The organism is Pimelobacter simplex (assembly GCF_900114845.1).
Classification (GTDB): domain Bacteria; phylum Actinomycetota; class Actinomycetes; order Propionibacteriales; family Nocardioidaceae; genus Nocardioides; species Nocardioides simplex.
This window is the reverse complement of sequence record NZ_FOUK01000001.1, coordinates 872,859-889,078: the sequence shown is the minus strand read 5'-3', so window position 1 is coordinate 889,078 and position 16,220 is coordinate 872,859. Positions and strand designations below refer to the sequence as shown.

The following is a 16,220-nucleotide window of genomic DNA, read 5'->3' as shown; positions in this document are numbered from 1 at the left end:
GTGCCTGGCATTCCCGTTCGTCCAAGATGGGGTCCATGAGCACCCGCACCGCTGTCGTCACCGGAGCCTCCAGCGGGATCGGGGCGGCCACCGCGCGCCACCTCGCCCGGGAGGGCTACACGGTCGTCTGCGCCGCGCGCCGCGCCGACCGGATCGAGGCGCTCGCCGCCGAGATCGGGGGCCGCGCGGTCGTCTGCGACGTCACCTCGCCGGCCTCGGTCGCCGCCCTGGCCGAGGCAGTAGGACCGCGCCTCGACGTCCTGGTCAACAACGCGGGCGGCGCGATCGGCCTGGGCGCGGTCGCCGAGGCCGACCCCGACCAGTGGCGCCGGATGTACGACGTCAACGTGCTCGGCCTGATGCAGGTCACCCAGGCGCTCCTGCCCGCCCTCGTGGCGAGCGGCGCCGGCACCATCGTCAATGTCGGGTCGACCGCCGGGCGGATCGCGTACGAGGGCGGCGCCGGCTACACCGCGGCCAAGCACGGCACCAAGGTGGTCACCGAGACGCTGCGCCTCGAGCTGTTCGACCAGCCGGTCCGGGTCTGCGAGGTGGCCCCCGGCATGGTGCGGACCGAGGAGTTCTCGCTCGTCCGCTTCGACGGCGACCAGGAGCGGGCCGACGCGGTCTACGCCGGGGTCGCCGAGCCGCTCGTCGCCGAGGACGTCGCCGATGCGATCGCCTGGGTCGTCACGCGTCCACCGCACGTCAACATCGACGAGCTGGTGATCAAGCCGCGGGCGCAGGCCGCCCAGCACAAGGTGCACCGCGTCTGAGCGCCGCGGCGCCGAGCTCACCGGCCCCGCACGAGCCGGCGGGTGCGCAGCGCGAACGCCCGGGGCACGCCGCCCCAGGCGGTCGCCGACCGGACCGGCAGCGCGGCGTGCGCCGGCAGCACGAGCGTCATCGCCAGCTGCTGGACGTCGCGGGGGCCGCGCACGGTCGCCATCCCGTTGCGGACCTCGCGGCCGGCCCGCGCGCCCCCGAAGAGCGCGACCGGGAGCTCGTGCCCGGCGCGGGCCCGGGCCAGGACGGCGCCGGGGACCCGGTCGAGCGCGTCCCGGACCGGTCCGGGAACCGTCCCGGGCAGGCCCACGGTCGCGCGCGCGGCGGCCAGCGAGGTGAGTGCGGGCGCCGAGAGCGGCTCGGCGAAGACCGCCGGGTCACGGGCCAGGCGGCGCAGGTCGACCAGCGTGCGCAGCCAGGTCCAGCCCTCGCGGTGCCCGGCGAGGTGGCGGAAGGCGTCCGCCCGCGCCAGCGTCGGGATCGCGACGCCGCCCACCTCGACCGTCGTCCGGCGGGCGAGGAGGTCGCCGGTGGCGGGCTGGGCGCCCGGCATCGCGTCGAGGCGCCAGTGCAGGTCGACGTCGGCCCCGGCGCCGAGGTAGGTCAGCGTGTGGCCCCAGCGCTGCACGTGGCGCCAGGCCCACATCCCGGGCTCGACCCGGCCCTGCTCGTGCAGCGCCCAGCCGGCGCCGGTGAGCAGGCGGTGCGCCGCGGCCGCGGACTCCGGCCGGACCAGCAGGTCCACGTCGCCGGCGCCGCGCGCGTCCGCGTCACCGGTGGTCAGCACCGCGAGGGGGATGCCCTTGACCACCAGCGCGTCGATCCCCGCGGTGTCGAGGAGCTGCCAGGCGCGGACCGTCTCGAGCGTGTGCACCAGCCGACGCTGGCGCGCGCCCGCGAGCATCGCGTCGAGGACCCGGACCACCTCGTCCGGCAGGCCGAGCTGGCCGGACCGGGCGGCGAGCAGCTCGGGCACCCGGTGCCGTCGTACGCCGTCCACGAGGTCGTGGAGGGGCACCGCGCCCAGGGCGACGGGCCCGACGGGCGTCACGGCGCGGCCCTCCTCGGCGTCGAGCGCGCTGCGCACGAGGCGGCAGAGCAGGTCGAGGGCGGCACCGGTCACCCGGCGAGCGTGGCACGCGGCGCGGGCAGCGCTCAGCGGAACGAGGAGCCGGAGAAGGTTAAAAATGGGACGAATCGGCGATCGGGACGTGTCCTGGCCGCCCGCCGCCGCGTTGCAGTGGTGACGGAGCCACTCCCTCCACTCCGTCCCGCACCCACTGGAGCTCACATGAAGCTGACCTACGTTGCGCCCACGCTCGAGTCCCTGAGCCTCTCGGCGACCCAGGACATCGACATCGACATCGACATCACCCTCGGGCTCGGCAGCTGACCCTCAGGTTCTGCCTGGCTGCGGCGGCCGCGTGGGTCCTCCTCGGGCTCACCCGGCTGCTGACGGTGGTCCTGCCGTTCGGTGCGGTACGTCGCCTCCTCGGCGAACCGGCCGCACCGAGCGGCACCGCTCCCCCGGCGTGCCCGGACGCGACCGCGCGTGACATCACGTGGGCGCGGTCGGTCGCCCGGGCGATCCGGTACGCCGCGGCGCGGACGCCGTGGACGTCCGACTGCTACCCGCAGGCGCTGACCGCGCGCCTGCTCCTGCGGGGTGCCCGGGTGCCCCACACCGTGGTGTTCGGGCTGCGCCGCGGCACCGCGGGCGACCTCCGGGCCCACGCCTGGGTCACCGTCGGCGCCGCGACCGTCACCGGCGGCTCGACGACCGCGTGGACCCCCGTCGGCCGGTTCAGCTGGCACCCCTGAGAGATGACGACATGACCTCCCTCCACTCCGGCTACGGACTGCTCATCGACAGCGAGCTGCCGCTGCCCGACCTGGCCCCGGCGCCCGCCGCGCCCTCGGGGCCGGACGTCGTCGTCCGGCTGGGCCCGGTGGCGCCGCCGTCAGCCGCGGCCGTGGCGCTGCCCCGCGGGCTGTGGGTCGACGACGAGCGGATCGGCATCGACGTCCCCGGTGTCGGCCGATACGCGTGCGAGCACGGCGACCGGATCACCATCGCGCCCGACCCCGGCGCGACCGACGCGCGGCTGCGCCTTTTCCTGCTCGGCTCCGCGCTCGGCGCCCTGCTGGCCCAGCGCGGGCTGCTCGTCCTGCACGGCAACGCCTTCGTCGTCGACGGCGGCTGCGCGATCGTCCTCGGGCACTCCGGCGCCGGGAAGTCGACCCTGGCCGCCGAGATGCACCGCCGCGGGCACGTCGTCCTCAGCGACGACGTCGTGCCGGTCGACGCGACCGGGCGCGCCCTGCCCGGCTGGCCCCGGATCAAGCTCTGGCAGGACGCGCTCGACCGGCTCGGCGTCCCCTCGGACGGGCTGGACCGGGTCGACTCCTCGTTCGCGAAGTTCCACGTCCCGCTCGACCGGGCGGCCGGGCCGCTCGCACCCGTCCCGGTCCGCTGGATCTACGTCCTCGACCGGCACGACGGCCCGCTGCGCGTCGTCCCGGTGACCGGCGCGGCGGCCTTCACCAGCCTGCACGAGCACAGCTACCGCAACGAGATCCTGGTCGGCGCGCTGCGTCGTACCCACCTCGCGCACAGCGCCGCCCTCGTCGCGACCGCCCGGCTCGCGCGCGTCGAGCGACCGCGCGACACCGACTCGGTCGCGTCGTCCGCCGACGCGATCCTCGCCGACATCCGCCACGTCTCGGACCGAGAGGAGCAGCAGCATGCGCCGAGCAGAGCGAACCGAACGGTGGATGCGTGACCCCGCGCTCCACGCGGTCGAGATGGGCGAGGAGTTCGTGATGATGGGGCTCGCCCAGGGCGAGTACTACTCGGTGAAGGGCGTCGCCGCGACCCTGTGGCGGCACCTCGCCGAGCCGCGCGACGTCACCGAGCTGTGCGTGCTCGTCGCCGCCGAGTACGACATCACCGCCGAGCGCTGCCGCGCCGACGTCGAGGCCTTCCTCGGCCAGCTGCGCGACCGGCGGATGGTGCTCGCCGCGTCGTAGGGCTCAGGCCAGCGCGCGGTCGAGCGCGGTGGCCACGTGCAGCGACGTGCACGGGAACACCGGGATCTCGGAGTCGGCCTGGCGCACGAGCAGCTCGAGCTCGGCGCAGCCGAGGATGACGCCGCCGGCGCCGGCGTCCCACAGCTCGCTGATCATGTCGACGACGGCACGGCGGGAGTCGTCGAGGACCTTCCCGTGCACCAGCTCGTCGTAGATGATCGCGTTGAGCTCGTCGTGGCGGCCCGCGTCGGGGACCAGGACGCCGAGCCCGTGGCTGGCGATCCGGTCGGTGAAGAAGGTGCGCGACATGGCGAACTTCGTGCCGAGGAGGGCGACCGTCTCGACGCCCTCGGCCTTGCAGGCCTCGGCGACGACGTCACCGAGGTGGAGCAGGGGGATGCCGACGGCGTCCTGGACCTGCTCGGCGACCCGGTGGAAGGTCGTGGTGCAGAGCATCAGGAAGTCGGCCCCGGCCCGCTCGACGGAGATCGCCGCGTCGCGCAGGACGGCCGCGACGCCGTCCCAGTCCTCGGCCTCCTGGAGCGCGGTGACCTCGGCGAAGTCGACCGACGTCATGGTCGTCCGGGCCGAGTGGAAGCCACCCAGCCGCTCCTCGACACCGCGGTTGAGCGCCTCGTAGTACAGGGCGCTGCTCTCCCAGGACATCCCGCCGATGAGGCCGATCGTCTGCATAGCGGGAGTCTAGGGCGTGCCGACGATGCGCGGCCCACGGTCCCGCGCCAGTAGGCTGGTCGTTCGTGTCCCAGACTCGTCGTACCGATCTCCGCAACGTCGCCATCGTCGCCCACGTCGACCATGGCAAGACGACCCTCGTCGACGCGATGCTGCACCAGGCCGGTGCCTTCAGCGCGCACCAGGCCGAGGGCGTCGCCGAGCGCGTGATGGACTCCGGCGACCTCGAGCGCGAGAAGGGCATCACCATCCTCGCGAAGAACACCGCGGTGCACTACCGCGGCCCCTCCGCGCAGGAGATGGCCGACGGCGACATGGTCATCAACATCATCGACACCCCCGGCCACGCCGACTTCGGTGGCGAGGTCGAGCGCGGCCTGTCGATGGTCGACGGCATCGTCCTCCTCGTCGACGCGTCCGAGGGCCCGCTCCCCCAGACCCGGTTCGTGCTGCGCAAGGCGCTCAACGCCGACATGCCGGTGATCCTCGTCGTCAACAAGACCGACCGCGGCGACGCCCGGATCGACGAGGTCGTCGACGAGACGTACGAGCTGTTCATGGACCTGCTCGACGACTCGCACTCGCAGGACGCGCTCGACTTCCCCGTCGTCTTCGCCTCCGGCAAGGCCGGCATCGCCTCGCTCACCAAGCCCGGGAACGGCACCCTCCCCGAGGGCACCGACCTCGAGCCGCTCTTCCGGACGATCCTCGAGACGATCCCCGCCCCCGAGTACGACGCCGACGCCCCCCTCCAGGCCCACGTCACCAACCTCGACGCCTCCCCCTTCCTCGGCCGCCTCGCGCTGCTCCGGATCAAGCACGGCACCCTCAAGAAGGGCCAGCAGGTCGCGTGGATGCGCCGCGACGGCGAGGTCAAGAACGTCAAGATCACCGAGCTCCTCATCACCGAGGGCCTCGAGCGCAAGCCCGGCGAGTCCGCCGGCCCCGGTGACATCGTCGCCGTCGCCGGCATCCCGGAGATCACCATCGGCGAGACCCTCGCCGACCCCGAGAACCCCGTCGCCCTGCCGCTCATCCACGTCGACGAGCCGGCCATCTCGATGACGATCGGCACCAACACCTCCCCGCTCGTCGGCAAGGGCGGCAAGGGCCACAAGGTCACCGCCCGCCTGGTCAAGGACCGCCTCGACTCCGAGCTCATCGGCAACGTCTCGCTCCGCGTCCTCCCCACCGAGCGCCCCGACGCCTGGGAGGTGCAGGGCCGCGGCGAGCTCGCGCTCGCCATCCTCGTCGAGCAGATGCGCCGCGAGGGCTACGAGCTCACCGTCGGCAAGCCGCAGGTCGTCACCCGCGAGATCGACGGCAAGGTGCACGAGCCCTTCGAGCGCCTCACCATCGACGCGCCCGAGGAGTTCCTCGGCACCATCACCGAGCTCCTCGCCAACCGCAAGGGCCGCATGGAGGGCATGACCAACCACGGCACCGGCTGGGTGCGCATGGAGTTCGTCGTCCCGGCCCGCGGCCTGATCGGCTTCCGCACCGACTTCCTCACCGAGACCCGCGGCACCGGCATCGCGCACTCGATCTCCGAGGGCTACTTCCCCTGGGCCGGCGAGATCCGCTCCCGCCAGTCCGGCTCGCTCGTCGCCGACCGCTCGGGCGCCGCGACGGCGTACGCCATGACGTCGCTGCAGGAGCGCGGCACCATGTTCGTCGACCCCGCGACCGAGGTCTACGAGGGCATGATCGTCGGCGAGAACTCGCGCGCCGACGACATGGACGTCAACATCACCAAGGAGAAGCAGCAGACCAACATCCGGTCCGCCACCTCCGACAACTTCGAGAAGCTCATCCCGCCGCGCAAGCTCTCGCTCGAGCAGTGCCTGGAGTTCTGCCGCGAGGACGAGTGCGTCGAGATCACGCCCGAGACGGTGCGGATCCGCAAGGTCGTCCTCGACCAGAACGAGCGGGCGAAGATGGCGAGCCGGGCGCGCAAGGCGAACAAGTAGGTCCCGTAGCTCAGTAGAGGCCCCGCCCGGACCGACCGCGGTCTGGTGCGGGGCCTTTCTCCTGATGGCGTGGTGGCGCGCCGCAGGGGTTGAGGTACCTGGTTGCGGTGCTCAGTGGGCGTCGGGTTGCTGCCGGTACACCCCTGGCTCCGGGTCTTCGCTGGAGTCTGCGTGCTCTTGGGGATGTGTTCCGCGGTGGCTGACCTCGAAGTGGAAGCCGGCTGGGCTTCGCCAGACGTAGGTGCCGATCTTGGTGACCTGGTAGCGCCAGGTGCTGTGGGTCTTGGCCCGGTGGTGGCGCCGACACAACGGGACCAGGTTGCACGGGCACGTGGGCCCGCCCCTGCCGTGCGGTCTGGCGTGGTCGAGGTCGCAGCGCATCGCTGGCCTGGTGCAGTACGGGAAGCGGCAGGTGTGGTCGCGGAGCTCGACTTGCTGGCGGTGGCGGTCGGGGATCTCGTAGGCCGTCACCGGCACATGCCCGGCCAGGTCGATCACGGGCCGGACCGTCACCGACATGCCCGGTTGGGCCAGCCACTCGCGGATCTGCTGCGCACTCACGGGCTGCTGGTCCCATCGGCCGACCGGGTTGCTTCCCGCGAGGGACGTGTCCGTGATGTGCACGTTCAGCACGGCCCGGCGGCTAGGCGAGCCCTCCGCGCCGAGATCGAGCGTGAGGTCGTTCCGAGCCAGGTCACCGAGGGCCTGGGAGCGGCGCACATCCAGGCTCGCCTCGTTGCCCAGCCGGCCCAGCAGCGTGGCGCGGCGGCTGATCGCCTGGTCGAGGTCGGCACCGTCGGCGGCGTCGAGGAGGCCGTCGATCGACACCAGCCCGTTGCCGTCGGGTGCCCCGACCTCGACATAGCGATGGTCGCTCGCCGCCGCACGCTCGGCCTCGTAGCGCTCGGGGTCGAACCGGATGACCGCCTCCGCAATCAACCGCTCCAGCTGGGCCCAACCCACGCCGGAGGCGTTGAACAGCTGCCGGTCGACGAACGCGGCGGCCGCGGGGCAGAGGGGGCGGGTGGCTTCGGCGATGCGCTCAGCCCGCCACGGCGCCAACCGCCCCGCCACGACCGACGCATAGACCTGCGGGAGGCGCCAGGCGCACTCCAAGACCCGGCCGACATAGACCCGGCCGCCATCAGGCGACCGGCCGAGCACGGCCACTAGCTCCATGAGCGCGAACTCCGACACCAACGGCGCGCCCTCGCCCGCGATCGGCAGCCCGGTGTCGACGAAACCGTCCCGGATCGTCGCCGCACCCGCCCCCGGGCCGGTCACGGTGTTGCCGGCGGCCCACTCCACGATGCCCGCCCACTCGCGCACCACCGACTCCTCGCGCACCCGCACCTCCGCCCGGAGGTCGGCGAGAAGGGCGCTCGAAGTCATACTCGTATTAGATCAGGAGGGTCCGACACAAACCCGCGCCCAACCCCGGGGCCGGCCGCAGTCGGCCCGGCGGCACAGACCAGCGTCAGCCCCGCAGCACCTTCTCCATCGCCTTCCCCTTCGCCAACTCGTCCACGAGCTTGTCGAGGTACCGGATCCTCTGCATCAACGGGTCCTCAACCTCCTCCACCCGCACGCCGCACACCACCCCCGTGATCAACCCCGCGTTCGGGTTCAGCCGCGCGCCCGCGAAGAAGTCCTGGAACGTCGTCTCCGCGTCGAGGTGCGCACGCAGCTCGGCCTCGTCGAAGCCGGTCAGCCAGGTGATCACCTCGTCGAGCTCGGCCTGCGTACGGCCCTTGCGCTCGACCTTGGTCACGTAGTGGGGGTAGACGGACGCGACGCTGGTGGTGAAGATCCGGTGCACCCGAACGAGGGTAGTCGCAGCGCGCTCCCGCCACCTGGCCTCGACTAGCCTCCGCAGCATGAGCGACAACGATGTCTCCTCGGCCCGTCAGCACACTCTCGGCGACCTCCCGCGGCGCACGGCGCAGCGGGTGCCGGACAAGGTCGCGATCGTCGATCGCGGGACCCGGCTGACGTTCGCCGAGCTCGATGCGTACGTCGAGCGCACGGCCGCGGCGATGGCGGCGGCCGGGCTGGCGAAGGGCGACCGGCTGGCGCTGCTGAGCCACAACTGCCGGGAGTTCGCGGTGCTCGACTTCGCCGCGGCGCGGGCGGGGGTGGTGCTGGTGCCGATCAACTTCATGCTGGGCGCCGACGAGATCGCGTTCATCCTCGACCACAGCGGGGCGGCGGGTTTCGTCGCCGAGGACGCGCTGGTGCCGGTCGCCGACGCGGCGATCGCGGCGGCGGGCGACCCGCAGGTGCGCACCCGTCAGGCGATCCGGCTCGGGGACCCGGCCGCGCCCGTGCCGGACGGGTGGTCCGACCTCACGACGTGGCTGGAGCACGACGGGCCGGCGGTCGTCGTCCCGATGGCGGACGACGACCCGGTCCGGATGATGTTCACGTCGGGCACCGAGTCCCGGCCCAAGGGCGCGCTGCTGAGCAGCCGCTCGCTGATGTGGCAGTACGTCTCGTGCGCGCTCGACGGCTCGATGAGCCCCGACGACGTCGAGCTGCACACGTTGCCGCTCTACCACTGCGCGCAGCTCGACTGCTTCCTCGGCACGGACGTCTACCTCGGCGCGACCAGCATCATCCTGCCCGGGCCCGACCCGGCGACCGTGCTGCGGACCATCGCCGAGCACGGGGTGACGAAGTTCTTCGCGCCGCCGACCGTGTGGATCGGGCTGCTGCGCCACCCGGACTTCGACACGACCGACCTGTCGAGCCTGCGCAAGGGCTACTACGGGGCCTCCCCCATGCCCGTCGAGGTCCTTCGCGAGCTCCGGGAGCGGCTGCCCGACGTCGCGCTGTGGAACTTCTACGGCCAGACCGAGATGGCGCCGCTCGCGACGATCCTCGGCCCCGACGAGCAGCTCCCGTTCGCCGGGTCGGCCGGCCGCCCCTCGCTCAACGTCGAGACCCGGATCGTCGACGACAACGACGAGCCCGTCCCCGCGGGCACCGTGGGCGAGATCGTGCACCGCAGCCCCCACGCGACGCTCGGCTACTACCGCGACGAGGCCAAGACCGCCGAGGCGTTCCGCGGCGGCTGGTTCCACTCGGGCGACCTCGGCTACCTCGACGACACCGGCCACCTCTTCGTCGTGGACCGCAAGAAGGACATGATCAAGACCGGCGGCGAGAACGTCGCGAGCCGCGAGGTCGAGGAGGCGATCTACACCCACCCCGACGTCGCCGAGGTGGCCGTGTTCGGCGTCAGCCACCCGCGCTGGGTCGAGGCGGTGGCCGCGGTCGTCGTCCCGAAGGAGGGCGCGCACCTCAGCGAGGACGACGTCCTGGCCCACGCCCGGACGATGCTGGCCGGCTACAAGGCCCCCAAGTACGTCGTCCTGGCCGACGCGCTGCCGAAGAACCCCAGCGGCAAGATCCTCAAGCGCGAGCTCCGCGACGCGCACGCGGACCTCGCCGCGGGAGACGCGGCAGGGGCCGGAGCGGGCGACTGAGCGGGTGATCTTTGGCGCGATGGTGCGGACGCGGGGCCGCTCGGCCCTAGCGTCCGCACCATGACGCGCTCCCCCCGAATCCTCGCCTGCGGCGGACTCGCCGCCCTGCTCACCGGCGCCGTGCTGGCCTCCGTCCCGGCGCCCGCCCGTGCCGCCGGCTTCGCCGAAGCCGGGGTCCAGGTCTCGGCCAACACCTCCCTGTGGGGCGGCACCTGCACCAAGAACGCACCCTCGGACTCCACCAACGACGGCAGCCCGCTGGTCCCCAACGGTCCGGCCGTGACGAGCTCGACCGCCATCACCGCCGACTACTCACCGGCGGACGCCAGCGACCGGATCACCAACACGGCCGCCATCAGCGCGCGGACCGCCCTCACCACGTCCGGCGGCCTCCCCCGCTCCCTGACCACGACGTTCTCCGGCTCCGTCACGACGACCAGCACGAAGCCGGTGTCCGCGTGCCGGATCCACGCCACGGCCCGGGTCAACGCCGGCGCCGTCGTCGCCCTCGACCGGCCGACGTGGGTGACGCTCACCTCGACGAGCAAGGGCGTCGGCCAGGTCGAGGCGTACCTCGAGGACCCCGACAACGGCTACCGCGGGATCTACAGCGGCAACAACGACGGCACCTCCTCGACCCGGACCCTGCTGCGTCCCGGCACCTACGGCGTCAGCGTGAGCGCCACCGCCGAGCGCGGCATCGACCGTGCCTTCAGCGGGCGGACGTCGGGCAGCATCACGATCGGCTTCGCCCCGGCCGGATCCGTGGAGGCCGCCCCGTCGGGCTCCGGCACGGCGTACGTCGGCCTGCCGGCGGCACGCTCCTGCGCCACCCACGGCGCGACCGCCCGGCTGACCACGTCCAAGAAGCGGGTCAAGCAGCTGCGCTCGGTCAGCTTCACGGTCGACGGCCGCAAGGTCGCCACGGTCAAGGGCAAGCGGCTCACCCCCGGCCGCGCCGTGAACCTCCCCGTCGCCGACGCACGGCCCGCCAGCATCACCGCGACCGCCATCCTGAAGAACGGCAAGAAGCGCACGGTCACCGCGCGCTACCTGGCCTGCACCGGCTGAGCCGGCAGCTCCCGGAAGCCTCCGGCCCGGTCGGTCCGCACCCTCGGCGGATCGGCCGGGCCGGTCTTGTGACTCCTCTCACGCAATGCTAATATTCATGCGCATTGTTTAACCGAGAGGACTCGAACGTTGCGTGCCACACCCCCCGCCGAGCTCGACGTCCTGGTCGTGGGCGCCGGCTTCTCCGGTCTCTACAGCCTGCACCGCCTGCGCACCCTGGGCCGGACGGTGCACGTCATCGAGGGCGACGACGACCTCGGCGGCGTCTGGTACCGCAACCGCTACCCCGGAGCCCGCTGCGACATCGAGAGCGTCGACTACTGCTACTCGTTCGACGACACGATCGTCCAGGAGTGGACCTGGACCGAGCGCTACCCGGCCCAGCCCGAGATCCTGCGCTACATCAACTTCGTCGCCGACCGGCTCGACCTGCGCTCGGGGATCACCTTCGACACCCGGGTGACCGCCCTGCACTGGGACGACGAGGCCGCGCTGTGGCGGGTCACCACCGACCAGGGCGACCGGCTGGTCGCCCGGCACGTCGTGATGGCCAGCGGCCAGCTCTCCACGCCGCAGCTGCCCGCGATCGAGGGCATCGCCGACTTCGCCGGCACCCTCGCCCACACCGGCGACTGGCCGCGCGAGGGCGTCGAGCTCACCGGCCGTCGCGTCGGCGTCATCGGCACCGGCTCGTCGGGCGTGCAGGCGGTGCCCCAGCTGGCCAAGCAGGCCGGGCACCTCACCGTCTTCCAGCGGACGGCGCACTACGCCATCCCCGCGCGCAACCGCGAGCTCGACCCGGCGTACGTCGCCGACCTCAAGGCGCGCTTCCAGGAGTACCGCGACATCGCGCGGCACCACCCCGGCGGCACCCACCGGCACATCGGCACCGAGTCGGCTCTGGACGTCGACCCGGCCGCGCTGGAGGAGACCTTCCACGGGCTGTGGGAGCGCGGCGGCCCCGACATCCTCGCCGCCTACCGCGACTTCCGCACCGACGAGAAGGCCGCCGAGAAGGCCGGCGACTTCGTCAAGCAGCGCATCCGCGAGATCGTCGAGGACCCCGCCACGGCCGAGAAGCTGTGCCCCCGGGGCTACCCGTTCGGCTCGAAGCGCCTGGTGCTCGAGATCGACTACTACACGACGTTCAACCGCGACAACGTCGAGCTCGTCGACGTCGCGGACGACCCGATCACCCGGGTCGAGGGCAACGCGGTCGTGCTCGCGAGCGGCGCCCGGCACGAGCTCGACGTCCTCGTCACCGCCACCGGCTTCGACGCGCTCACCGGGCCGCTCTTCGCGATCGACGTCCGCGGGGTCGGCGGCCGCACGCTGCCGGAGGCCTGGGCCGACGGCCCGCGCACCTTCCTCGGCATCGGCACCCACGGCTTCCCGAACCTGTACGTCGTCGCGGGTGCCGGCAGCCCGTCGGTGCTGAGCAACATGCTGATCTCCATCGAGCAGCACGTCGAGTGGATCACCGACTTCATCGAGTACCAGTACAAGAACGGCATCACCCGTGCCGAGGTCGATACCGAGGCCCAGGACCGCTGGACCCAGGAGGTCTACGACGTCGCGGAGCCGACCCTCTTCATGAAGGGGAACTCCTGGTACGTCGGGGCGAACGTCCCCGGCAAGCCCCGGGTCTTCATGCTCTACCTCGGCGGGGTCGGCCACTACCGCGACGTGTGCGACCAGGTCGCCGCCGACGACTACGCCGGCTTCACCCTCAACTGACAGGAACGACGACGATGACTGCAGCCCAGGGCCCCCTCGCCGGCATCCGGGTGATCGAGGCGGGGTCGATGTACGCCGCACCGACCGCGGGCCGGATGCTCCGCGACTTCGGGGCCGAGGTGATCAAGGTCGAGGACCCGGCCCAGGGCGACTTCGCCCGGCAGTGGCAGCCGGCCCACGAGGGCACGGCGATCGGCTTCGCCCGGCTCAACTCCGGCAAGCGCTCGGTGGGCATCGACATGCGCCGGCCCGAGGGGCGCGCGGTGCTGCAGCGGCTCGTCGCGGACGCCGACGTCCTCATCGAGAACTTCCGGCCCGGCCGGATGGAGGCCTGGGGCATGTCGTACGACGAGCTCAAGGCCGTCAACCCGGGCCTGGTGATGACCCGGGTCAGCGGCTTCGGCCAGACCGGCCCCTACCGCGAGCGCCCCGGTTTCGGCACCGTCGCCGAGACGGCCAGCGGCTACGCCTTCCTCAACGGCTGGCCGCACACGCCGCCGACCGCGCCGCCGTTCGGCTTCGCGGACTCGATCGCGGGCATCTCCGCGGCCTACGGCACGGCGATGGCGCTCTTCGACCGCGGTCGCACCGGCGTCGGCAGCGAGGTCGACGTCGCGCTCTACGAGCCACTCATGTTCATCCTCGGCGACGCGGTGCTCAACTACACGTCCTCGGGCGAGATCATGCAGCGCCACGGCAACGCCTCCGGCGCCGCCTCGCCGCGCGGCATCTACCAGGCCGCCGACGGCGGCTGGCTCTCGATCGCCGGCTCCAACCAGGCGATCGCGATGCGGCTCTTCGAGGCGATGGACCGGATCGACCTGCAGACCGACGAGCGCTACGCGACCAACGTGGCGCGGATGGCCAACAACGAGTCGCTCCAGGAGATCGTCGTCGACTGGGTCCGGCAGCGCCCGCGCGACGAGGTGCTCGCGATCCTCGACAAGTTCGAGGTCGTCGCCGCCGCGGTCAACGACTCGAGCGACATCGTCGCCGACCCGCACTTCTCCGAGCGCACGCTGACCGCGCTCACCGGCAGCGCGCTCGGCGCGCAGGCCCTGGTGCCCGGGCCGATCCTGCACGTGCGCGACTTCGACGGCCCGTCGTACGACGGCGTGCCGGCCGTGGGCGAGCACACCGCGGACGTGCTGGGGGCGGCCGGCCTGAGCGCCGACGAGATCGCCCGGCTCGCGGCCGACGGGGTGGTCAGTGGCTGACCTGGCCGACCTGGCCGACCTGGCCGACCTGGATCCCGAGCTGGCCGCGCTGCGGGACGCGGCGGCTGCGGCGGGCAAGGCCCCCATGGTCGACCTCTCCCCCGCCCAGGCCCGTGAGCGCGTGGTCGCCGGGAACCGGCTCTGCGCGGCGGGTCCGGACGCCGGCGTCACCGTCACCGACCTCGACCTCGACCTCGTCGCGGACGGCGGGCGGCCCGCCGTCCGCGTCTACGAGAGCGCCGGCGAGCCGAGCGCCACCCTCGTCTACGCCCACGGCGGCGGCTGGGTGACCGGCGACCTCGACTACGCCGACGAGCTGTGCCGCTTCCTGGCCCACGACGCGGGACTGCGAGTGGTCAGCGTCGACTACCGGCTCGCGCCCGAGCACCCCTTCCCCGCGCCGGTCGACGACCTCGCGGCGGCCTGGGACTGGGCGCACGCCACCTACGCCGGGCCGCTCGCGCTCGGCGGCGACAGCGCCGGCGGGAACCTCGCCGCGGCGGTCGCGCTGCGCGGCACCCACCCGGCAGCGTTCCTGCTGCTGCTCTACCCGGTGCTGGGGCTGCCGGACGAGACGCCGTCGTACCGGACCCGGGGCACGGCCTTCCCCATGGGCGCCGCGGACATGCGGTGGTTCTTCGACCACTACGCGCCCGGCCGCACCCGCGGCAGGGAGCCGGGCACCGACCTGGCCCCGCTGCGCGCCACCCCCGGCGCCCTCGGCGGCCTGCCCGCGACCCACCTCGTCCTGGCCGGGCACGACCCGCTCCACGACGAGGGCGCGGCCTTCGCGGCGGCGCTCGCGGCCGCCGGCGGGACGGTCACCGTCGCCAGCCACCCGACGCTGGGCCACGGCTTCCTCCGGTTCACGGCCGTCTCCGCGGCGGCCCGGGAGGCACGGTCCGCGGTCGTCGCCCAGGCGCGACGGCTCGCCGTACTCCCCCGGATGCACCCCGAACCGACCAATTCCTGCCTATGATTCAGCAGCCCTACCCGCCGAGTCCCGGGAACGGGACCCGGACCCGGCGAACCCCGAGGTGAAGCGATGAGTGCCACTCCGATGCGGCCCCAGAAGACGGCGATGCTGCTCGCGCAGCGCATCGTCGGCGACATCAACCGGCGGGGCAACACCGTCGGTGACCGGCTGCCGCCCGAACGGATCATGCTCGAGGAGTACGAGGTGGGCCGCGGCACGCTGCGCGAGTCGCTGCGCTTCCTCGAGCTGCAGGGCGTCATCGCCCTCAAGCCGGGGCCGGGCGGCGGTCCCGTCGTCCAGAGCCCCGACTCGACCAGCCTGGCGACGTCCCTGACCCTGCTCCTGCAGTTCGCCAACGCGCCCTTCCGTACCATCGCGGAGGCCCGCGGCGGTCTCGAGCCGATGATGGCCCAGCTCGCCGCCGAGCGGATGAGCGACGTCCAGCTCGCCGACCTCAAGGCCAGCGTCGACAACATGCACGACAACCTCGACGACCAGTCGGTGTTCCTCGAGGAGAACAAGCGCTTCCACGACGTGATCGCGCACGGCTCGGGCAACGCGATGTTCGGCTACCTGGTCGACGCGCTGCTCGGCATCCTCGACGGCTCGGCCATCGGCATCGACTACCCCGAGGTGCGCCGGGTGGCGGTCCACAAGGCCCACCTGAGCATCTACGAGGCGATCGCCGAGCGCGACCCCGCTGCCTCGGCCGACGCGATGGCCGACCACATCCAGCAGTACCTCAAGTACGCGGAGAAGAAGTTCCCCGACGTGCTCGCCGCGCCCATCGTGTGGGGCACCGGCCCGTAGCCGGCGCCGCCCACCCGCAGGTCGAGCTTGTCGAGACCGAAGCACCACCTTCTCCACAGGCTGATCCGACGCACTCGACATCCACGCAGCCAGGTCCGGTCGTGGCGCGATGAATGCCTACTGCTACATCCTCGAGTGCGCCGACGGCTCGTACTACGTCGGAAGCACCGTCGACCTGGAGCGCCGCGTCTCGCAGCACCAGCTCGGACTCGGAGCCGCCTACACCCGACGCCGGCGACCGGTCGTCCTCGTCTAGTACGAGCACTACAGTCGCATCGATGCCGCATATGCGCGTGAGAAGCAGATCCAGGGATGGGGACGTGCCAAGCGCAGAGCATTGATCGAGGGCCGGAGCCACGACCTTCCGCTCCTGGCTCGATCCCGCAACGTCCTCCCGTAGGTCGAGCTTGTCGCCGATCCGGTCTCGACAAGCTCGACCTAC

Annotated in this window: 16 protein-coding genes; 12 read left to right on the top strand and 4 right to left on the bottom strand. The window is 72.6% G+C overall.

The genetic code is table 11. The annotated features are described in order from the left end of the window. The first annotated feature begins 35 nt into the window (after positions 1-35). Entirely contained in the window at positions 36-776 is a 741-nt protein-coding gene (locus tag BM223_RS04220; protein ID WP_038681394.1) for an SDR family oxidoreductase, read from the top strand. Between the two features lie 17 nt (positions 777-793). Here BM223_RS04220 and BM223_RS04215 read toward each other — a convergent pair whose 3' ends face one another. Then, a complete protein-coding gene (locus BM223_RS04215) occupies positions 794-1,909 on the bottom strand; it encodes a nucleotidyltransferase family protein (RefSeq protein ID WP_038681395.1) in 1,116 nt (371 codons plus the stop codon). Positions 1,910-2,175: 266 nt separating this feature from the next. Here BM223_RS04215 and BM223_RS29670 point away from each other — a divergent pair, with 266 nt between their 5' ends. From BM223_RS29670 to BM223_RS04200, 3 genes are read left to right on the top strand one after another with little or no spacing between them, the layout of a single operon-like run. After that, positions 2,176-2,607: a lasso peptide biosynthesis B2 protein gene (locus BM223_RS29670; protein ID WP_342351427.1), complete on the top strand. Its 432-nt coding sequence runs from the start codon at positions 2,176-2,178 to the stop codon at positions 2,605-2,607. Positions 2,608-2,618: 11 nt separating this feature from the next. After that, positions 2,619-3,569, top strand: coding sequence for a phosphoenolpyruvate carboxykinase (ATP) (locus BM223_RS04205; RefSeq protein ID WP_052138976.1), 951 nt, complete (start codon positions 2,619-2,621; stop codon positions 3,567-3,569). Beyond that, complete coding sequence (locus BM223_RS04200) at positions 3,562-3,816, top strand: PqqD family protein (RefSeq protein WP_052138977.1); 255 nt, start codon at positions 3,562-3,564, stop codon at positions 3,814-3,816. Before BM223_RS04205 ends, BM223_RS04200 begins: the two co-directional genes overlap by 8 nt. Positions 3,817-3,819: 3 nt before the next feature. On the opposite strand, the gene BM223_RS04195 is transcribed toward BM223_RS04200, so the two are convergent. After that, entirely contained in the window at positions 3,820-4,509 is a 690-nt protein-coding gene (locus BM223_RS04195) for an aspartate/glutamate racemase family protein (protein WP_038681398.1), read from the bottom strand. 65 nt (positions 4,510-4,574) lie between these two features. On the opposite strand from BM223_RS04195, the gene typA reads away from it, so the two are divergent. Then, a complete protein-coding gene (gene typA, locus BM223_RS04190; protein WP_038681400.1) occupies positions 4,575-6,479 on the top strand; it encodes a translational GTPase TypA in 1,905 nt (634 codons plus the stop codon). 111 nt (positions 6,480-6,590) lie between these two features. Here typA and BM223_RS04185 read toward each other — a convergent pair whose 3' ends face one another. Next, entirely contained in the window at positions 6,591-7,871 is a 1,281-nt protein-coding gene (locus BM223_RS04185; protein ID WP_038681402.1) for an HNH endonuclease signature motif containing protein, read from the bottom strand. An 85-nt stretch (positions 7,872-7,956) separates the two neighbouring features. After that, positions 7,957-8,298, bottom strand: coding sequence for a DUF2200 domain-containing protein (locus BM223_RS04180; RefSeq protein WP_038685235.1), 342 nt, complete (start codon positions 8,296-8,298; stop codon positions 7,957-7,959). Between the two features lie 58 nt (positions 8,299-8,356). Here BM223_RS04180 and BM223_RS04175 point away from each other — a divergent pair, with 58 nt between their 5' ends. The 7 genes from BM223_RS04175 to BM223_RS29665 all read left to right on the top strand — a co-directional run bounded on the left by BM223_RS04175 (position 8,357) and on the right by BM223_RS29665 (position 16,034). Continuing rightward, on the top strand, positions 8,357-9,967 hold the full coding sequence (locus BM223_RS04175; protein WP_038681404.1) for a fatty acyl-CoA synthetase: 1,611 nt from the start codon (positions 8,357-8,359) through the stop codon (positions 9,965-9,967). Positions 9,968-10,027: 60 nt separating this feature from the next. Continuing rightward, positions 10,028-11,038 carry a hypothetical protein gene (locus BM223_RS04170; RefSeq protein WP_038681406.1) on the top strand — a complete coding sequence of 337 codons (1,011 nt, stop codon included), beginning with the start codon at positions 10,028-10,030 and terminating at the stop codon, positions 11,036-11,038. 129 nt (positions 11,039-11,167) lie between these two features. Beyond that, entirely contained in the window at positions 11,168-12,775 is a 1,608-nt protein-coding gene (locus BM223_RS04165; RefSeq protein WP_038681408.1) for a flavin-containing monooxygenase, read from the top strand. A gap of 14 nt (positions 12,776-12,789) precedes the next feature. Continuing rightward, the gene (locus BM223_RS04160) at positions 12,790-13,992 is read left to right on the top strand and encodes a CaiB/BaiF CoA transferase family protein (protein ID WP_038681410.1); all 1,203 of its coding nucleotides are present in this window, start codon (positions 12,790-12,792) and stop codon (positions 13,990-13,992) included. Next, the gene (locus tag BM223_RS04155; RefSeq protein WP_200887007.1) at positions 13,985-14,971 is read left to right on the top strand and encodes an alpha/beta hydrolase fold domain-containing protein; all 987 of its coding nucleotides are present in this window, start codon (positions 13,985-13,987) and stop codon (positions 14,969-14,971) included. Before BM223_RS04160 ends, BM223_RS04155 begins: the two co-directional genes overlap by 8 nt. A 66-nt stretch (positions 14,972-15,037) precedes the next feature. Further along, a complete protein-coding gene (locus BM223_RS04150) occupies positions 15,038-15,778 on the top strand; it encodes a FadR/GntR family transcriptional regulator (protein WP_038681413.1) in 741 nt (246 codons plus the stop codon). A 109-nt stretch (positions 15,779-15,887) separates the two neighbouring features. Then, a complete protein-coding gene (locus tag BM223_RS29665; protein ID WP_082003779.1) occupies positions 15,888-16,034 on the top strand; it encodes a GIY-YIG nuclease family protein in 147 nt (48 codons plus the stop codon). Positions 16,035-16,220 lie beyond the last annotated feature (186 nt).